Origin of the sequence: Pseudomonas sp. MCal1, from assembly GCF_026341415.1 — a bacterium.
In the GTDB taxonomy this organism is placed as follows: domain Bacteria; phylum Pseudomonadota; class Gammaproteobacteria; order Pseudomonadales; family Pseudomonadaceae; genus Aquipseudomonas.
In genome coordinates this window covers 193,841-210,351 of record NZ_JAKUMP010000004.1, presented here as the reverse complement: position 1 = coordinate 210,351, position 16,511 = coordinate 193,841, and the positions used below count along the sequence as shown (strand labels likewise).

18 protein-coding genes are annotated in these 16,511 nt (G+C 61.3%); 9 read left to right on the top strand and 9 right to left on the bottom strand.

What is annotated here, in order from left to right; genetic code table 11:
* Positions 1-106 precede the first annotated feature (106 nt).
* From MKZ87_RS09255 to MKZ87_RS09245, 3 genes are all read left to right on the top strand, one after another.
* Entirely contained in the window at positions 107-1,345 is a 1,239-nt protein-coding gene (locus MKZ87_RS09255; RefSeq protein ID WP_085697556.1) for an MFS transporter, read from the top strand.
* 107 nt (positions 1,346-1,452) lie between these two features.
* Positions 1,453-1,731: a type II toxin-antitoxin system RelE/ParE family toxin gene (locus MKZ87_RS09250; RefSeq protein WP_085697557.1), complete on the top strand. Its 279-nt coding sequence runs from the start codon at positions 1,453-1,455 to the stop codon at positions 1,729-1,731.
* Between the two features lie 14 nt (positions 1,732-1,745).
* Positions 1,746-2,033 carry a HigA family addiction module antitoxin gene (locus MKZ87_RS09245; protein ID WP_045121630.1) on the top strand — a complete coding sequence of 96 codons (288 nt, stop codon included), beginning with the start codon at positions 1,746-1,748 and terminating at the stop codon, positions 2,031-2,033.
* Between the two features lie 5 nt (positions 2,034-2,038).
* On the opposite strand, the gene MKZ87_RS09240 is transcribed toward MKZ87_RS09245, so the two are convergent.
* Both MKZ87_RS09240 and MKZ87_RS09235 read right to left on the bottom strand, forming a co-directional pair.
* Complete coding sequence (locus MKZ87_RS09240; protein WP_266200690.1) at positions 2,039-2,590, bottom strand: DJ-1 family glyoxalase III; 552 nt, start codon at positions 2,588-2,590, stop codon at positions 2,039-2,041.
* 67 nt (positions 2,591-2,657) lie between these two features.
* Positions 2,658-3,107 (bottom strand): DUF4879 domain-containing protein, encoded by a 450-nt coding sequence (locus MKZ87_RS09235; protein WP_085732881.1) that lies wholly within the window; start codon positions 3,105-3,107, stop codon positions 2,658-2,660.
* A 220-nt stretch (positions 3,108-3,327) separates the two neighbouring features.
* Between MKZ87_RS09235 and MKZ87_RS09230 the strand changes: the two genes are divergently transcribed.
* The gene (locus MKZ87_RS09230) at positions 3,328-4,623 is read left to right on the top strand and encodes an NCS2 family permease (RefSeq protein WP_085697559.1); all 1,296 of its coding nucleotides are present in this window, start codon (positions 3,328-3,330) and stop codon (positions 4,621-4,623) included.
* Positions 4,620-5,699: a tRNA (uridine(54)-C5)-methyltransferase TrmA gene (gene trmA / locus MKZ87_RS09225; RefSeq protein WP_266200687.1), complete on the top strand. Its 1,080-nt coding sequence runs from the start codon at positions 4,620-4,622 to the stop codon at positions 5,697-5,699. The genes MKZ87_RS09230 and trmA overlap by 4 nt, the downstream gene beginning before the upstream one ends.
* Positions 5,700-5,753: 54 nt before the next feature.
* On the opposite strand, the gene MKZ87_RS09220 is transcribed toward trmA, so the two are convergent.
* The gene (locus MKZ87_RS09220) at positions 5,754-6,200 is read right to left on the bottom strand and encodes a hypothetical protein (protein WP_085697561.1); all 447 of its coding nucleotides are present in this window, start codon (positions 6,198-6,200) and stop codon (positions 5,754-5,756) included.
* Positions 6,197-6,625, bottom strand: coding sequence for a DUF4160 domain-containing protein (locus MKZ87_RS09215; protein ID WP_085697562.1), 429 nt, complete (start codon positions 6,623-6,625; stop codon positions 6,197-6,199). The genes MKZ87_RS09220 and MKZ87_RS09215 overlap by 4 nt, the downstream gene beginning before the upstream one ends.
* A 202-nt stretch (positions 6,626-6,827) precedes the next feature.
* On the opposite strand from MKZ87_RS09215, the gene MKZ87_RS09210 reads away from it, so the two are divergent.
* The 3 genes from MKZ87_RS09210 to MKZ87_RS09200 all read left to right on the top strand — a co-directional run bounded on the left by MKZ87_RS09210 (position 6,828) and on the right by MKZ87_RS09200 (position 9,178).
* Positions 6,828-7,739, top strand: coding sequence for a LysR family transcriptional regulator (locus tag MKZ87_RS09210; protein WP_085703142.1), 912 nt, complete (start codon positions 6,828-6,830; stop codon positions 7,737-7,739).
* Positions 7,740-7,877: 138 nt separating this feature from the next.
* On the top strand, positions 7,878-8,327 hold the full coding sequence (gene aroQ, locus MKZ87_RS09205) for a type II 3-dehydroquinate dehydratase (RefSeq protein ID WP_064382130.1): 450 nt from the start codon (positions 7,878-7,880) through the stop codon (positions 8,325-8,327).
* Positions 8,324-9,178: a shikimate dehydrogenase gene (locus MKZ87_RS09200; RefSeq protein WP_085703141.1), complete on the top strand. Its 855-nt coding sequence runs from the start codon at positions 8,324-8,326 to the stop codon at positions 9,176-9,178. The genes aroQ and MKZ87_RS09200 overlap by 4 nt, the downstream gene beginning before the upstream one ends.
* Positions 9,179-9,295: 117 nt before the next feature.
* Here the strand turns inward: MKZ87_RS09200 and MKZ87_RS09195 are convergent, their stop codons facing one another.
* Both MKZ87_RS09195 and quiC read right to left on the bottom strand, forming a co-directional pair.
* A complete protein-coding gene (locus MKZ87_RS09195) occupies positions 9,296-9,973 on the bottom strand; it encodes a TetR family transcriptional regulator (RefSeq protein WP_266200684.1) in 678 nt (225 codons plus the stop codon).
* A gap of 102 nt (positions 9,974-10,075) precedes the next feature.
* A complete protein-coding gene (gene quiC, locus MKZ87_RS09190) occupies positions 10,076-11,977 on the bottom strand; it encodes a 3-dehydroshikimate dehydratase QuiC (RefSeq protein ID WP_266200683.1) in 1,902 nt (633 codons plus the stop codon).
* Positions 11,978-12,250: 273 nt separating this feature from the next.
* Here quiC and MKZ87_RS09185 point away from each other — a divergent pair, with 273 nt between their 5' ends.
* The gene (locus MKZ87_RS09185) at positions 12,251-13,588 is read left to right on the top strand and encodes an MFS transporter (RefSeq protein ID WP_085687864.1); all 1,338 of its coding nucleotides are present in this window, start codon (positions 12,251-12,253) and stop codon (positions 13,586-13,588) included.
* A gap of 109 nt (positions 13,589-13,697) precedes the next feature.
* On the opposite strand, the gene MKZ87_RS09180 is transcribed toward MKZ87_RS09185, so the two are convergent.
* From MKZ87_RS09180 to MKZ87_RS09170, 3 genes are all read right to left on the bottom strand, one after another.
* A complete protein-coding gene (locus MKZ87_RS09180) occupies positions 13,698-14,576 on the bottom strand; it encodes a DMT family transporter (protein ID WP_085703138.1) in 879 nt (292 codons plus the stop codon).
* Positions 14,577-14,642: 66 nt separating this feature from the next.
* Positions 14,643-15,458, bottom strand: coding sequence for a sugar phosphate isomerase/epimerase family protein (locus MKZ87_RS09175; protein WP_266200682.1), 816 nt, complete (start codon positions 15,456-15,458; stop codon positions 14,643-14,645).
* Positions 15,459-15,639: 181 nt separating this feature from the next.
* A complete protein-coding gene (locus tag MKZ87_RS09170) occupies positions 15,640-16,416 on the bottom strand; it encodes an IclR family transcriptional regulator (RefSeq protein WP_085697569.1) in 777 nt (258 codons plus the stop codon).
* Between the last annotated feature and the right edge of the window lie 95 nt (positions 16,417-16,511).

Below are 16,511 nucleotides of genomic sequence, written 5' to 3'. Positions count from 1 at the left end.
TCTCGGAAAAATCGATGTCTGGCTAACTAAATTTTCTGTCATAGCAACTTCCTGTTACAGACTGGTGATAATCTCGCGATTCCCCTCGATCAAGACCGGCCCGCAAATGCCCAGCCAAGAGCCCTTGCTGTTACGTCACCACCGTCCCTTTCTTGCTTTCTGGTTTGCCCGGATCTTCACCGCCAGCGGTTTTCAAATGCTCACCGTGGCGATCGGCTGGAACCTCTATCAACTGACCGGCAACGTGCTCGACCTTGGCTTGGTCGGTTTGGTGGAGTTCGCCCCACGGGTGTTGTTCATGCTGCACACCGGCCACGTTGCCGATCGCTATGACCGACGCAAGGTCGCGGCGATCTGTCAGTCGTTGCAAGCCTTGATCGCTCTGGCACTGGCCATCGGCAGCGCCACCGACCATGTCACCCGGGAAATGATCTTTATCCTGGCGTTCCTGCTGGGCGCCGCGCGCTCCTTCGAAATGCCGACCACCCAGGCGCTGCTGCCGAGCATCGTGCCCGGCACGCTGTTCCCACGGGCCGTCGCTGCCGCGCAGTCGGCGCAGCAATCGGCCACCATCGTCGCCCCGGCGCTTGGCGGTCTGCTTTATGCCTTCGGCAGCGTTTGGGTCTATGGCCCCACCGTCGTTCTGTACGTCATCGCGTGTACCTTGATGCTCAACCTGCCCGCGCGGCAAACACCGCTGAACAAAGGCAAGGCGACACTGGATTCGTTGCTGGCGGGGATTCGCTTCATTCGCAGCCGCCCGGACATTCTCGGGGCGATTTCGCTGGACCTGTTCGCGGTGCTGCTCGGCGGTGCAACGGCCCTGTTGCCGGTGTTCGCCAAGGACATTCTGCTGACCGGGCCGTGGGGATTGGGATTGCTGCGCTCGGCGCCGGCGGTCGGGGCGTTGATGATGTCGTTGTTTCTGGCGCGGTTTGCCGTTGAACGCAACGTCGGTCGGGTGATGTTCACTGCCGTCGGCGTATTCGGTGTCGCCACCATCGCGTTCGGTCTGTCGACTTCGTTCTGGTTCTCGTTGGCGGTGCTGGTGGTGCTCGGCGCGGCGGACATGATCAGCATGGTGATCCGCGCCTCGTTCGTGCAACTGGAAACCCCGGATGAAATGCGCGGCCGGGTCAGCGCCGTGAACGGCCTGTTCATCGGCGCCTCGAACCAACTGGGCGAATTCGAATCCGGCCTCACCGCCCACTGGTTCGGCACTGTACCGGCAGTGGTGATGGGCGGGATCGGTACGCTGGTGGTAACCGGGACCTGGATCAAACTGTTCCCGACCCTGGCCAACCGCGACCGAATGCATGTGCCGGTGGAAGAGGTGAAGGCTTAGCTGCACCGCTGCCACCTGCGGAATAAACCCGCCAAGCATAATCAGCTCGAAAAGATGCGGTACATAGATACCGCATTGAGTGTAATGTATCGCCTTACACTCGCTTCATGATCAAATCCTTTCAGCACAAAGGCCTTCGCGGCTTCTATGAAACCGGTTCGACTCGCGGGATTCGTGCCGATCACGCTAAACGGCTGTCGCGCATGCTGCAGTTCATGGATCGGGCCGCCGTTCCGGGGGATCTGGATCTTCCCGGTTGGCGTCTGCATCCACTGAAAGGGGAGCTTTGCGAATACTGGTCACTCAGTGTGTCCGGGAACTGGCGGGTTATCTTTCGATTTGCAGGGTCGGATATCGAACTGGTTGATTATCTGGATTACCACTGACAGGAGGCAGGCTCATGCCCATGCACAACCCGCCACACCCCGGTGAAACGCTGCTGATGGATGTATTGCCGGAGCTTGGTATCAGCGTCACCGAATTGGCTCGGCATCTTGGATTCGCTCGTCCCCACCTTTCTCGTGTCCTGCACGGGCATGCGCCGATCAGCCCGGATCTGGCCGTCCGTCTGGAACGCGCGGGGATTGGCAAGGCTCGTATGTGGCTAGGCGTTCAAACCGATTACGACCTTTGGCAAGCCGAGCACCGTGAGCAGCCAGCCATTCAACCAATCGCTGCTCACGCCTGACGCTCTCAGGCCAATAACTCCCCCGCCACCTTCGCTCTGACGGCCTTGCCCGCCAGTTGCTCGACCAGTGTCAGGGCGAACGCCAGTGCTGCGCCGGAACCCTGGGCGGTGATGCAATTGCCGTCGACCACCACCGGTTGATCGACAAACGTGCAACCGGAGAGGTTATGGCTGGTGGCGGGCAGGCAGGTCATGCGGCGTTGTCGCAATACACCGAAGCTTTGCAGCGCGATCGCCGGAGCGTCGGCGATTGCGGCGAACAGGCGTCCGGCGCTGGCTTGATCCTTGAGCAATTGCTGCAAGGGCTGGTGCGCGGCAAGGTGTTGTGCGCCGACCGCGCCACCGGGCAGGACGATCAGGTCGAAGGTCTGGGCCAGCACATCAATGAGCATGCCGTCGGCAGTCAGGCGCGTGCCTCGGGCACAGGTCAGCATGCGCCGGCCCTCGATGCTGGCCGCCATCACTTCGACGCCGGCGCGGCGCAGCACGTCGATCAGGGTTACGCATTGCAGATCATCGATGCCCTCGGCGAGGGTAATCAGGGCTCTAAAGGTCATGGGCGCCATCCGCTGGGTGATCTTTAAAGCGTAGTCAGCTTTGCCCTGCCTTGGTCGGCGACAGCCGTTACTTGATGTAAAGCTGGGTCGACATCGTGTTGCGCGGGGCGTTGATCGACGTGTTGCTGAAGGTAAAGGTGCCTTCCTGACGGGCCGCCAGATCGAAGGTGTACAGCGAACCGACGGTTTTCGCACCTGGCGTACATTCGGTCAGGTTGCCGTTATCAAAAGCACAGACCGGGCTCCGGGTGCCGTTCACTTCGAAACCGTCCAGCGCTGCCTGAGGCTGGCTCTGGCCGTAGCCGATTTCCAGCACATAGACTTTGATGCCCGGCGCGCTGTGATCGCAACGGGTCTGCACCTGGCCATCGGTAATGTCTTCGAGCCCGCAGGACGACGACTGAACCTTGATGACTTTCACCTCGCTCAATGGCGGTGCCGACGCCGCGAGTGCCGCCGATGCACCGGCCAGCAGCAAGGCCATCAATCCAGCGCTCTTCATCCAACCCTTGGTCATGCGATCCATCCCCGAAAAAACAGCGCGCAGTATGGCGTACTTGGCCGTGGTGCAAAACTTCGCCGACGATCGACACCAACATCCGCCATCTTCCTCACGCTGCTGGTATGATGCGCGGCTTTTTCCGGCCCACCACAATTTTCCAGGCGCTTGCGACGGTCTGTGCTTTGCTGTTGAGGTCGATACATTCACGGCGCCACGCGCGCCACGGGGAGCAGACATGCTGGAAAGGCTGTTTCAACTCAAGGCACACAACACCAACGTGCGGACCGAGATTCTGGCGGGCGTCACGACCTTCCTGGCCATGGCCTACATTCTGTTCGTCAACCCGAGCATCCTCGGCGAGACCGGCATGGACAAAGGCGCGGTGTTCGTCGCCACGTGTCTGGCAGCCGCCATCGGCTCCACGGTCATGGGCCTGATCGCCAACTACCCGATCGCCCTTGCGCCAGGCATGGGTCTGAACGCCTTCTTTACCTACACCGTCGTGCTGCACATGGGCCATACCTGGCAAGTGGCGCTGGGCGCGGTGTTCATTTCGGCCGTGTGCTTCTTCCTGCTGTCGATCTTCCGCATCCGTGAATGGATCATCAACAGCATTCCGCTGCCGCTACGTTCGGCGATTGCCGCCGGTATCGGCCTGTTCCTGGCGCTGATCGCCCTGCACAACGCCGGCATCGTGGTCGGCAACCCGGCGACCATGGTCGGCCTCGGTGACCTGAAACAACCGGCCCCGATCCTCGCCACCCTCGGTTTTGCCCTGATCGTTGCCCTTGAAGCGCTGAAAGTGCGCGGCGCGGTGCTGATCGGCATTCTGGTGGTGACCATCGTCTCGATCGTAATGGGCTTCACCCCGTTCGGCGGCGTGACTTCGATGCCACCTTCGCTGGCCCCGACGTTCCTGCAACTGGACATCAAGGGTGCGCTGGACATCGGTCTGGTCAGCGTGATTTTCGCCTTCCTGTTTGTCGACCTGTTCGACAACTCCGGCACCCTGATCGGTGTCGCCAAGCGTGCCGGCCTGATGGGCAAGGACGGCCACATGCCGAAAATGGGCCGTGCGCTGATCGCCGACAGTACCGCTGCGATGGCCGGCTCGCTGCTGGGCACCTCGACCACCACCAGCTACATCGAATCCGCTGCGGGCGTGAGTGCCGGCGGCCGCACCGGCCTGACCGCCATCGTCGTCGCGATACTGTTCCTGCTGGCGCTGTTCTTCTCGCCACTGGCCGCCAGCGTACCGGCGTTTGCCACCGCGCCGGCGCTGCTGTTCGTCGCCGTGCTGATGACTTCGGGCCTGGCGGAAATAGACTGGGAAGACATCACCGTCGCCGCGCCAGTCGTGGTCACCGCCCTGGCGATGCCTTTCACCTATTCCATCGCCAACGGCATCGCCTTCGGCTTCATCGCCTGGACTGCGATCAAACTGCTGTCCGGCCGCGCCCGTGAGCTGAACCCGGCGCTGGTGATCCTGTCGATTCTGTTCGTGATCAAGCTGGGTTGGTTCAACGCATGACTTTTGATTCCCAGGCCTACGCCGCACAACTCGAAGACAAGGTCACGCGCCTGCGTGACCTGCTGGCCCCGTTCGATGCGCCGGAGCCAACGGTGTTCGATTCGCCGCTGCAGAACTTCCGCCTGCGCGCCGAATTCCGCCTGTGGCGCGAGGGCGGTGAGCGGCATTACGCGATGTTTTCCCAGGACGACAAACGCACGCCGATCCTCATCGAAGAGTTCCCGATCGCCAGCCTGCGCATCAACCAGTTGATGCCGCAATTGAAAGCGGCCTGGCAGGCCAGTGCAGCGCTGAGCCACAAGCTGTTTCAGGTGGAGTTTCTGACCACCCTGGCCGGCGACGCGATGATCACCCTGTGCTACCACCGTCCACTGGACGAACACTGGCACGCGGCGGCCACCAAGCTCTCGGCGGACCTGGGCGTCAGCATCATCGGTCGCTCCAAGGGCAAGCGCGAAGTGCTCGGCCTCGATTATGTGGTCGAGAAACTCGACGTCGGCGGTCGCACCTTCAGCTATCGCCAGCCGGAAGGTGCGTTCACCCAGCCCAACGGCACCGTGAATCAGAAAATGCTCAACTGGGCATATGAAGCACTGGGCGATCGCAGCGACGATCTGCTGGAGCTGTATTGCGGCAACGGCAACTTCACACTGCCGCTGGCAACACGCGTGCGCAAAGTGCTGGCCACCGAAATCAGCAAGACCTCGGTCAACGCTGCGTTGAGCAACCTGGCTGAAAACGCTGTGGACAACGTTACGCTGGTGCGCCTGTCCGCCGAAGAGCTGACCGAAGCCCTGAACGAAGTTCGTCCGTTCCGTCGCCTGCACGGCATCGACCTGAAAAGCTACGAGTTCGGCAGCGTGTTCGTCGACCCGCCACGGGCCGGCATGGATCCGGACACCTGCGAGCTGACCCGTCGCTTCGACAACGTCCTGTACATCTCCTGCAACCCGGAGACCCTGGCGGCCAACATCGCCCAGTTGCACGACACGCACCGCATCACTCGCTGCGCGCTGTTCGACCAGTTCCCGTGGACCCACCACATGGAATCCGGTGTGCTGCTGACCCGGCGTTGATCGCAGGTGCAGATACGAGAAAGCCGTCCTCATCGACGGCTTTTTTGTACCTGCTCAAGGCACGGGATCGATCTTGCGCGGGCGCCCGCCCTTCCTGCCGTTGGCCCGTGCGGCCTCAGCTTTCGCGGTGCTGCTCTGGCGGCCATTACGGGAGGCGATCACCGAGGCGGCCATGGCCATCAATGGCTGACTGGCGGAGATCATGCCGGCGATGGAAACCTGCAAGTCCTTGCCGTCGTGGCAAAGGGCGGTGCCGGCGAAGCCTACGTTCAACCCGCTGAAGTCTTCGGGTTCGAAATCATCGAATTCACGGTAGAGATTCACTGGCAGCAGCACGCCACTGTCGTCCTCGAAGCGAATCACCAGACACGGTTTCTCAAAGGCCACCGACACGGCTTGCAGGCTGCTGCGTCGGCGCACGCCACCACGGTCGACCGCTTCGTCCAGACGTTTTTCGGTGACGGGCCGATCCGCGTGCAGCGTGGCTTTGACTGTTTTCATAATTCTATTTCCACTCCTTCGTTGGCGCCGACCAGGGCCAACAGGGTTTTGTTGACCTCAGGCTCGTAATGCGCCGATCCGATCCTGAAACTCGTGCTGGTGACCTCCCGCAGCACCGCCACCTGATTCGACTGCCCGTCCCACCACTGATTGTCGAGGCAGGCGGTGCGCAATCGAGTCCACCAGATCCAGCGCGCCCGCCGCAGATGATCGGTTTCACGCAGCGACTGGCGCAGCCCTTCAAGCAGGCTGACCGGCGGTCGATGCGACAACGGCACCACATCCCACAGTTCAACGCCGTTGTGCCAGAAACTGAATTTGAAGCGGGCGCTCCAGGCGCCCGCATCCACATGTGCGTGGGGCGGACAATGTTCGTCATGCAACATGATCACCACTGACAGTCCTTTGTAACTGCATACCTTCATGCTACCCATCCGTTAGGTTTAAAAGTTTCAACACTTGCCATTCCCTGGCAAATCCGACCACCGGCGCCCAGGCCTGCGGCAGCCGCTACCTTTCGAGCCTAGTGCGGGAGCCGCAAAAGCCCCGCGCAAAATGGTAAGCAGTTCTTTCGCAGCGACCGCGTATTTGCTACATACGAAGACTCATTCCCCGGTGTAATCAATCATGCAGCGACACTTCGACGATCTTCAGCTGGGCAGCATCGAGTTGTTTTGCCTGGCCGCCGAGTGCGGCAGTTTCACCGGTGCGGCGCAGGCGGCTTCGGTGACGCCGGCAGCGGTGAGCCGCTCGGTATCACGCATGGAAGAACGCCTGGGCGTGCGGTTGTTCGCGCGCACCACCCGCAGCGTGAAACTGACCGACAGCGGCCGGCGCTATTACGAAGAATGCCGTCAGGCGCTGGCGCAACTGGTGGAGGCGCAACGGGAAGTCATGGGCCGACAGCAGGAACCGTCCGGCACCCTGCGTATCAGTATTCCTACGACCTATGCCCATCACCGGATCCTGCCGCTGCTGCCTGCCTTTCGTGCGCGATTCCCGCAGGTGAAAGTCGACATGCACATCAGCAATCGCAACATCGACTTCGTCGGCGAGGGTTACGACATGGCGATCCGTGTGCGTGCGATTCCGGACTCAGGCCTGATCGCCCGCCATCTGGAAGACGCGGCGCTGGTGATGGTCGCCAGCCCCGACTACCTGAAACGTGCCGGCACGCCGCAGACCCTCGAAGACCTCGAACAGCACGAGTGCATCCAGTACGAACTGCCCAGCAGCGGGCGGCGGATCACCTGGCTGTTTTACGACGAAGACGCGCCACGGGAAATCCTCGCCGAGGGCAATTTCTGCTGCTCGGACGATGTGCTCGGTGGCGTGACCCTGGCCAGGCACGGTGCCGGGTTGTTCCAGACCTATCGCTTTATCGTCGAAAAGGAACTGGCCGACGGCTCGCTGATTGAAGTGCTCAAACCCTACAGCGGACGCTCGCGCCCATTCACCTTGCTGTACCCGCAGAATCGCCACATGCCGCTGCGTGTCAGGGCTTTCATCGATTTTCTGGTCGAGCAGTTGCCGAACTGATCTCGCCTGTGTGCGATCACCGCACACAAAACTGGGCTGTCGATGCAGAGCAATTGATTAAAGTAACCATCTAGTACAATTTAACTCCACAGGTCGAAAACTCGGCCCAAGCCAAAAACAATAAGTGGAGTTTGCCTCATGCCCCCTATCGTTCTGGTGCTCAACGGCCCGAACCTGAACCTGCTCGGCACCCGTGAACCGGCGACCTACGGTCACGAAACCCTGGCCGACATCTCAGCCCTGTGCGGGCGCGCCGCTGAAGAATTCGGCCTGGCCGTGGAGTTTCGCCAGACCAACCACGAAGGCGAACTGCTCGACTGGATTCACGGCGCCCGTCAGCGCTGCGCCGGCATCGTCATCAACCCGGCCGCCTGGACACACACTTCGGTCGCGATCCGCGACGCCCTGGTTGCCAGCGAATTGCCGGTGATCGAAGTGCACCTGTCCAACGTCCACGCCCGCGAGCCGTTCCGTCATCACTCGTTCGTCTCGGCCATCGCCACGGCGGTGATGTGCGGCTTCGGCAGCCACGGCTATCGCCTGGCCCTGGAACATTTCAGCCAGCGGCTGAAGGGGCGATCCGCATGAATCGCAACAACGTGATACTCGCCGGACTGATCGGCGCCGGCATCCAGGCCTCCCGCACCCCGGCCCTGCATGAGCATGAGGGGGACGAACAGGGCCTGCGTTACCTGTACCGGCTGATCGATCTCGATCAACTGCAACTGGACAGCAACGCCCTGCCCGACCTGCTGCTGGCCGCCGAGCGGATGAACTACACCGGGCTGAACATCACCTTCCCTTGCAAGCAGGCAATCATCCCGCTGCTCGATGAATTGTCCCCGGAAGCCCGAGGCATCGGTGCCGTGAATACGGTGGTGCTGAAGGACGGCAAACGTGTCGGCCACAACACCGATTGCCTGGGTTTCGCCGAAGGTTTTCGTCGCGGCCTGCCAGACGTCGCCCGCGAACGTGTAGTCCAGATGGGCGCTGGTGGCGCAGGCGCGGCAGTGGCCCACGCCTTGTTGAGCGAAGGCGTACAGCAACTGAGCATTTTTGATGTGGACATGGAGCGCGCCGAATGTCTGGCCGACAACCTCAACCAGCATTTGGGTGCCGGTCGGGCGGTTGCCGGGCTTGATCTGGCGAGCACGTTGAGTCGGGCCGACGGCTTGGTAAACACCACGCCGATGGGCATGGCCAAATTACCCGGCATGCCCGTGCCGGCGGCATTGTTGCGACCCGAGTTGTGGGTAGCGGAGATCGTGTATTTCCCGCTGGAAACCGAACTGCTGCGCAACGCCCGCGCCCTGGGTTGCCGAACCCTGGATGGCGGCAACATGGCGGTGTTTCAGGCAGTGAAGGCGTTTGAGTTGTTCAGCGGCAGGGTGCCGGATGCGCAACGGATGCTCGCGCATTTTCAAAGCATGAAAGGTTGAATCGCACCTCTGCTCCCTGTGGGAGCGAGCTTGCTCGCGAACGCTTACCGTCAGCCAATAAATGTGCTGTCTGACACACCGCTTTCGCGAGCAAGCTCGCTCCCACAAAGGGCCCCGTCACGCCTGCAAGTAGCGCAGTACCGATTCGCAAATCATCTCGCGATGACGCTGCTTGATGCTTTCGTCCGGCAGGTCGATCTGAAAGATCTCACCGAACGTGTGACGGTTCGACACGCGATAGAAGCAGAACGAACTGATCAACAGATGCACGTCCAGCGCGTCGAGCCCGGCGCGGAAAACCCCTTCTTCAGCACCACGGCGCAGAATCTCGCCCAGGGAATCGAGGATGGTGTTGTTCATCGCCTTGATTGCGTCGGAACGCTTCACGTACTCGGCGTTGTGGATGTTTTCGATGCTGACGATCCGCACGAAATCGACGTTGCGATCGTGGTGATCGAAGGTGAATTCCACCAGGCGCCGGATCGCCTCCACCGGCTGCAGCTCGGCCAGGTGCAGGCGGTTTTCGGTGTTGCGGATATCGCCGTAGAGCTTCTCCAGCACCTCGACATACAACTGCTCCTTGCTGCCGAAGTAGTAATAGATCATGCGTTTGGAGGTGTGGATGCGCTCGGCGATCGCGTCCACGCGAGCACCGGACAGCCCCTGCTGGACGAACTCGACGATCGCCTCCTGCAGAATGTTCTCGCGGGTTTTTTCCGGGTTGTTCTTGCGACTCTTGCGCGGCTCTACCGCTGCTGAAACGGGGGCTGCGGAAAGTTCTGAAGTCATTGTCATTGCGGGCTCACGGCCATCACTGCACAGGCTGGCGATTATGGGCCGCGCGGCACAGTGAAGGAAGCCGCGCGACCCGGGTTTAATCCCGCGTTTACGAATTTCCTACAACTTCGCCTGGCGAACTGCGCCACTGCGTGATTTGGCCATCGCCGCCAACCGCACCGCAACGTTGGCCGCGCCGTAACCGGCATAACCGTTCTTGCGCTGGATGATCTCGAAGAAGAAGCGCCCTTCGAACGGCTCGGTATAGACGTGAAACAACTCGCCACCCTGAGCGTCGCGGTCATACAGCACGTTGTAGTACGCCAGCTCGCTGAGGAATTCGTCATCGAAATCGAAACGCGCTGCGAGGTCGTCGTAATAGTTCAGCGGGATGTCCAGCAGCGGCACCCCCGCCTCTTTCGCCCGGCTGACTTCGGCGAAGATATCGTCGCAATCGAAGGCGATGTGATGCACCCCGGAGCCGCGATAACTCGACAGCGCATGTGAGATCGCCGTGTTGCGGTTCTCGGAAATGTTCAGCGGCAGACGGATCGAACTGTCGCGGCTGCGCAGCGCGCGACTCTTCACCAGCCCGTACGGATCCGGCAGCACCACTTCGTCATCGGCCTCGAAATCCAGCAGGCTCTTGTAGAACAGCACCCAACTGTCGAGGCTGTCTGCAGGCAGCGCCATGGCCATGTGATCGATGCGCTTGAGGCCGCCACGCGCCACTGCATCCGGCAGCAGATTGAAGTCGGTGCCATAGACATCCGCCTCCTGATCCACCAGATAAATCAGGCTGCCGTCCGGCGCACGCACCGCCGCCAGTTCCAGCTCGTTGGGGCCGACCAGTCCGCGATATGGCTGACCTTTATAGGCGACAGCGCGGGCCAGCGCGCTGGCGCTGTCCTTGACCCGCACGGCAGTGGCGCACAGCGACGGGCCGTGAGCCTCGAAAAAACTGTGGCCGAACGAATAGGGTTCGGAGTTGAGGATCAGGTTGATATCGCCCTGACGCAACAGGCTGACGCTCTTGGAGCGATGCTGGCCGGCCTTGACGAAACCCAGCCGTTCCAGCCAGTTCGACAGCTTGGCGCCGAGGGCTTCGTCGACGGCGAACTCCAGAAACTCGATGCCGTTGTATTCGCTGGCCTTCGGCGTTTCGAAGAGGATTTCGCGGTTATCCACAGGACGGATTTCCTGCTCCAGACGCTGGCGGGTTTTCTCCTCCAGGTACAGCAGCGAACGCAGACCGTCGGCCGCATTGGCCCGAGGCGGCGCGGCACGGAAGCCGTCGTTGAAGATTTCCAGCGACAGCGGCCCGGTGTAGCCGCTCTGGATGATGGGTGCGAGGAAGCCCGGCAGATCAAACTCGCCCTGCCCCGGGAAGCAGCGGAAATGCCGGCTCCACTCCAGTACGTCCATCGCCAGGATCGGCGCGTCGGCCATTTGCACGAAGAAAATCCTGTCGCCGGGAATCTCGGCAATCGCCCGCGGATCGCCCTTGAGCGACAGTGTGTGGAAACTGTCGAGCAACACGCCGAGGGCCGGATGATCAGCCTGACGCACGATGTCCCAGACCTGTTGATAAGTGTTCACATGACGGCCCCAGGCCAGCGCTTCATAACCGATGCGCAGACTACGAGCGCCGGCGCGCTCGGCCAGCAGACGCAGGTCGTCGATGAGGATCTGTTGATCGCCGATACTGTCGGGGGAGGCATTGCTGCAGACCAGCACCAGGTCGGTGCCCAGTTCCTGCATCAGGTCGAACTTGCGCTCGGCCCGCTCCAGATTGCGCTCCAGACGATCGCGGCGGCAGCCTTCGAAATCGCGGAACGGCTGGAACAGGGTGATGGCGATTCCAAGGTCGGCGCACATCTGCCGGATTTCCCGGGGACTGCCGTCGTAATACAGAAGATCGTTCTCGAAAATCTCCACCCCGTCGAACCCGGCGGCGGCAATGGCTTCGAGTTTTTCCGGCAGGGTTCCGCTCAAGGAGACGGTGGCAATGGATCGCTGCATGTTTCAACTCCCGGTGGAGACGTCGGCTACGGAAATTGCGCCGCTTTTATAGAGTGAGCGAATTATTGGTCCCGGTTTTTCATTGAGCAATTTAAACTGTACTACCCGGTTAGTTTTGCGTGCGATTATCGAACACAATGCCGGTTTGGCGAATTGACGATTTTTCGTCCACTGCCCAACATCCGTCTCACCTTGAGTCCGGAACTGAACCACCGGTCGCAGCGTGCACAACAAAAGCACACCAAATAACAAATCCAAAAACGGGTGGAACACATGATTCCTTCACAGACTTCCCGCATGGCTCCGGCCATGAGCACTGCCACGGGTGGCATCGGCGACAAGATCCGCGGCGCCATGGCCGTCGGCAAGACCCGTTGGGGCATGCTGGCGCTGGTGTTTTTCGCCACCACCCTGAACTACATCGACCGCGCCGCCCTCGGCGTCATGCAGCCGATCCTCGCCAAGGAAATGAGCTGGACGGCGATGGACTACGCCAACATCAACTTCTGGTTTCAGGTCGGCTACGCGATCGGCTTCGTGCTGCAGGGAAGGCTGATCGACCGGGTCGGCGTCAAACGCGTGTTCTTCTGCGCGGTGCTGCTCTGGAGCCTGGCCACCGGCGCCCATGGTCTGGCGACCTCGGCGGTGGGCTTCATGGTCTGCCGGTTCATCCTCGGCCTGACCGAAGCGGCCAACTACCCGGCCTGTGTGAAGACCACGCGCCTGTGGTTCCCGGCCGGCGAGCGCGCCGTGGCCACCGGCATCTTCAACGCCGGCACCAACGTCGGCGCGATGTTCACCCCGATGCTGCTGCCGCTGATCCTTCACGTGTGGGGCTGGCAGGCCGCATTCCTGTGCATGTCGGCACTGGGCGGGATCTGGCTGCTGTTCTGGGGCCTGAAGTATTTCAACCCGGAAGATCACCCGAGCGTGAAGCAGTCGGAGCTGGACTACATTCAGAAAGAAGTCGAACCGGAACAGGCCCGCGTACCGTTCTCGCGAATCCTGCGCATGCGCGGCACCTGGGCCTTCGCCCTCGCCTACGCGCTGACCGCGCCGGTGTTCTGGTTCTACCTGTACTGGCTGCCGCCATTTCTCAATCAGCAATACAACCTGGGCATCAACGTCACCCAGATGGGCATTCCGCTGATCATCATTTACGTCACCGCTGACTTCGGCAGCGTGGGCGGCGGGATTCTGTCTTCGTTCCTGATCGGTCGCGGCATGAACTCGATCAAGGCGCGGCTGCTGTCGATGTTCCTGTTCGCCTGCTGCATCATCGGCGTGGTGATGGCTGCCGGATCCGCCAACCTGTGGATCGCCGTCGCCGCCATCTCCCTGGCCATCGGCGCGCATCAGGCCTGGACTGCCAACATCTGGAGCCTGGTGATGGACTACACGCCCAAGCACATGATGAGCACGGTCTTCGGTTTCGGCGGCATGTGCGCGGCGATCGGCGGGATGTTCATGACCCAGATCGTCGGCCACATCCTGACCGTCACCAACAACAACTACACCGTGTTGTTCACCCTGATCCCGGCGATGTACTTCATTGCCCTGACCTGGATGTACTTCGTGGCACCGCGCAAGATTCCTACCGTTACCGAGTAACCTGCCCTTCCTTGTGGGAGCGAGCTTGCTCGCGAATGCGGACTGACATTCAGCACTGACGTTGAATGACACACCGCCTTCGTGAGCAAGCTCACTCCCACAGTGTTTTTCAGCGCCGGCTCTGCTGCCACGCTGCCGCCAGTCCGCTGCAACAGATCACCGCAATCCCGATCACCGTCATCAGGGTCGGCGTGTGCGCAAACAGCAACCAGCCCAACAACCCCGCGAACACGATCTGGCAATAACCGAACGGTGCCAGCAGCGCCGGCGCGGCATGGCGGAACGCCTGGGTCAGAAACAGGTGTGCGGTCATCCCGCAACTGCCCAGCGCCAGCATCAACAACCCGTGCCCCAGGCTTGGCACCTGCCAGAAGAACGGCACCAGCGCACTCATCACCAGCGTGTTGCACAACCCGGCAAAAAAATTACTGGTGGTCGGGCTGTCGACTTCCGAGAGTTTGCGGGTGAGCAACTGATAGAAGCAGAAAAACAGCGCCGAACAGAACGGCAAGAGAATCGCCGGAGTAAACAAGTCACCGCCCGGATGGACGATGATCAGCACACCGATGAACCCGCACACCACCGCGATCCACTGACCGCCCGTCACCCGTTCCTTGAGCAGCGGCACCGACAACGCCGTCACCAGCACCGGCGCAAGAAAGTTGACTGCCGTGGCCTCGGCCAGCGGGATGTACAGCAACGCCGTGGTGAAAAACAGGCTCGTGCCCAACAGGCACAACGCCCGCGCCAACTGCCATAACGGGCGTTTGGTGCGCAGCACACGCAGCCCGGACTGCGGCAGGAAAATTCCCGCCATCAGCAGCGTGTGCACCAGATACCGCGCCCACACCACCATGACGATCGGATAAAAACCCGAAAGGTATTTCGACAGCGCGTCGTGGCTGGAGAACAGGAAGGTTGCCACGACAATCAGCAAGATCCCCTTGAAGGGTTGGTTGACACCGGAAAGCGGAGTGCTGACGGTCATTGGCTCTCTCTGAATAAAAAATAAACGGTGACGAGGACGCAGTTGCCCTCGCCCCTTGAAGCAGACTTAAAGCCGGGCCAACAATTCCCGCGTCCGGTCGATTGCCATTTGCGCCCGCTGCAAACCACTCACGCCTTGCTCCAGCAATTTGACCGTGGGAATTTCCAGGCTCAGGGGAAGGTTAGCCGCAAGACTGTGCAACAAGCCGATCAAGTCACAATCGCCCTCGCCGGGAAACCGTCGTTCATGGCGGGCCTGACGCAAGATCTCGGCCATGTCCGTCGGCCTCGGCCCGGCCACATCGCACAACTGTGCATAGCGCAGCCGCGAGGCCGGCACACCGGCCAGATCTTCCAGCCGCGATCCGGAACGGTCGAAGTGAAACGCATCGACCAGCACCGCCCCATTTTCGCGCCCGGCATTGTCGACGATGCGCAACGCCTGTTCGAGATTGCGCGTATCGGTCCAGGGCATGAACTCCAGATGAGGATGCAGACCGTACGGCGCCGCCAGATCGCAGAGTGCCGCAAAATGATCGGTGAGCCGTTGTTCGTCGGGGTCGTTGCCGGCGACCAGCAACTCGCTGGCACCGAACTCCGCGCCGACGCTGAGCAGCTTCTCGAAATCCGCGACCACTGTCTGCGGTTTCAAACGCAGGATTTCCACGTCGAGCACGCCAATTCCGGTGTCACGCAAACGCGCCAGCGTCTGACGCCGCAAATCGCCATCGGCTACCAGCGCAAAGTGATATTCCTCTGGCGTCGCCGGCTCCAGACGCAGACCGACATGGCTGTACCCGGCACGGGCGGCGACCTCGACCATCTCGGGTGGCGAGAGCTCCAGCACGGTCAGGCTGGCCAGGGACAGAATTCGCTCGCTCATGGCCGCGCCTCAGCCAATCCGGGTGACGTAGCGGAGCGAATGCCGATTCGAAGGGGCGGGTTCAAGGGGCGATCCTCTTGTGATTGTTGTGGGAAAAGTCACTCCCGCAACAATTTAGAACCCGGTTCCAGATTCTCCCACCCGCTCGACTGAAAAGTGGGCGAACAGCGCACAACATTGTTTAAACGAACAACTCCGACGCCAGGCTGGCCGCCGACAACTCCTCGGTAAACGTCAGCAACAGCGGCGCCAGTTCATGCAACCGCGCCCCCGGCATTCGGGCGCTCGGCCCGGCGATGCTGAGCACGCCAATCACACGACCATCGGCGGGATGTTTCACCACGGCGGCAATCGCCGAAGTGCCCACCGCCGAACTTTCCTCTACACACGCATAGCCCTGTTCCCGGGCGACGCGCAGGCGTTCGAGCAGTTCAATATTGGAGCGCGGCGCATTGGGCCCGATATCCGCCGGCACTTCCGCACCCTGGCGCTCGACCAGCGACAACGCTTCGGCGTCGCTCATGCACGCCAGCCATGCATGGCCCGACGCGGTGTAAAACAGCGGCGCATCGCGGCCCATGTCCGGGTCGTAACGCAGGCCGATACGGGCACCCTGGGCCTTGGCGATCCAAGTCTGGCGCTCGCCGTCGATCACCCCCAGACGCACCAGTTCACCGGTTTCCTGAGCCAGGCGATCGAGCACTGGTTGCACAATGTCGGCCCCGCTGCTGGACAGGTACTGAAAGCCCATCGCAACCAGTTTGGTCGACAGGTGATAACGCAACGTCTCCGGGTTCTGCCGCACGTAACCCAGACGGATCAGCTCGGCGAGCAGGCGGTGCGTCGCGCTCTTCGGAATGTCCAGTTGATCGGCCAGCGCCTGCATCGGCAGCCCGCGCGGATCACTGGTAAGGCTTTCCAGCACGCTGAAAACCCGTTCGATTTGACTGCCGGCCATGGTGCGCTCTCGGTGAAATTTCGCCGATTCTAGAAGACATCCCGAGGAATGCGAAATCTGGAACCCGGCGTCCGATAACCGCCCACTTTGCGCGT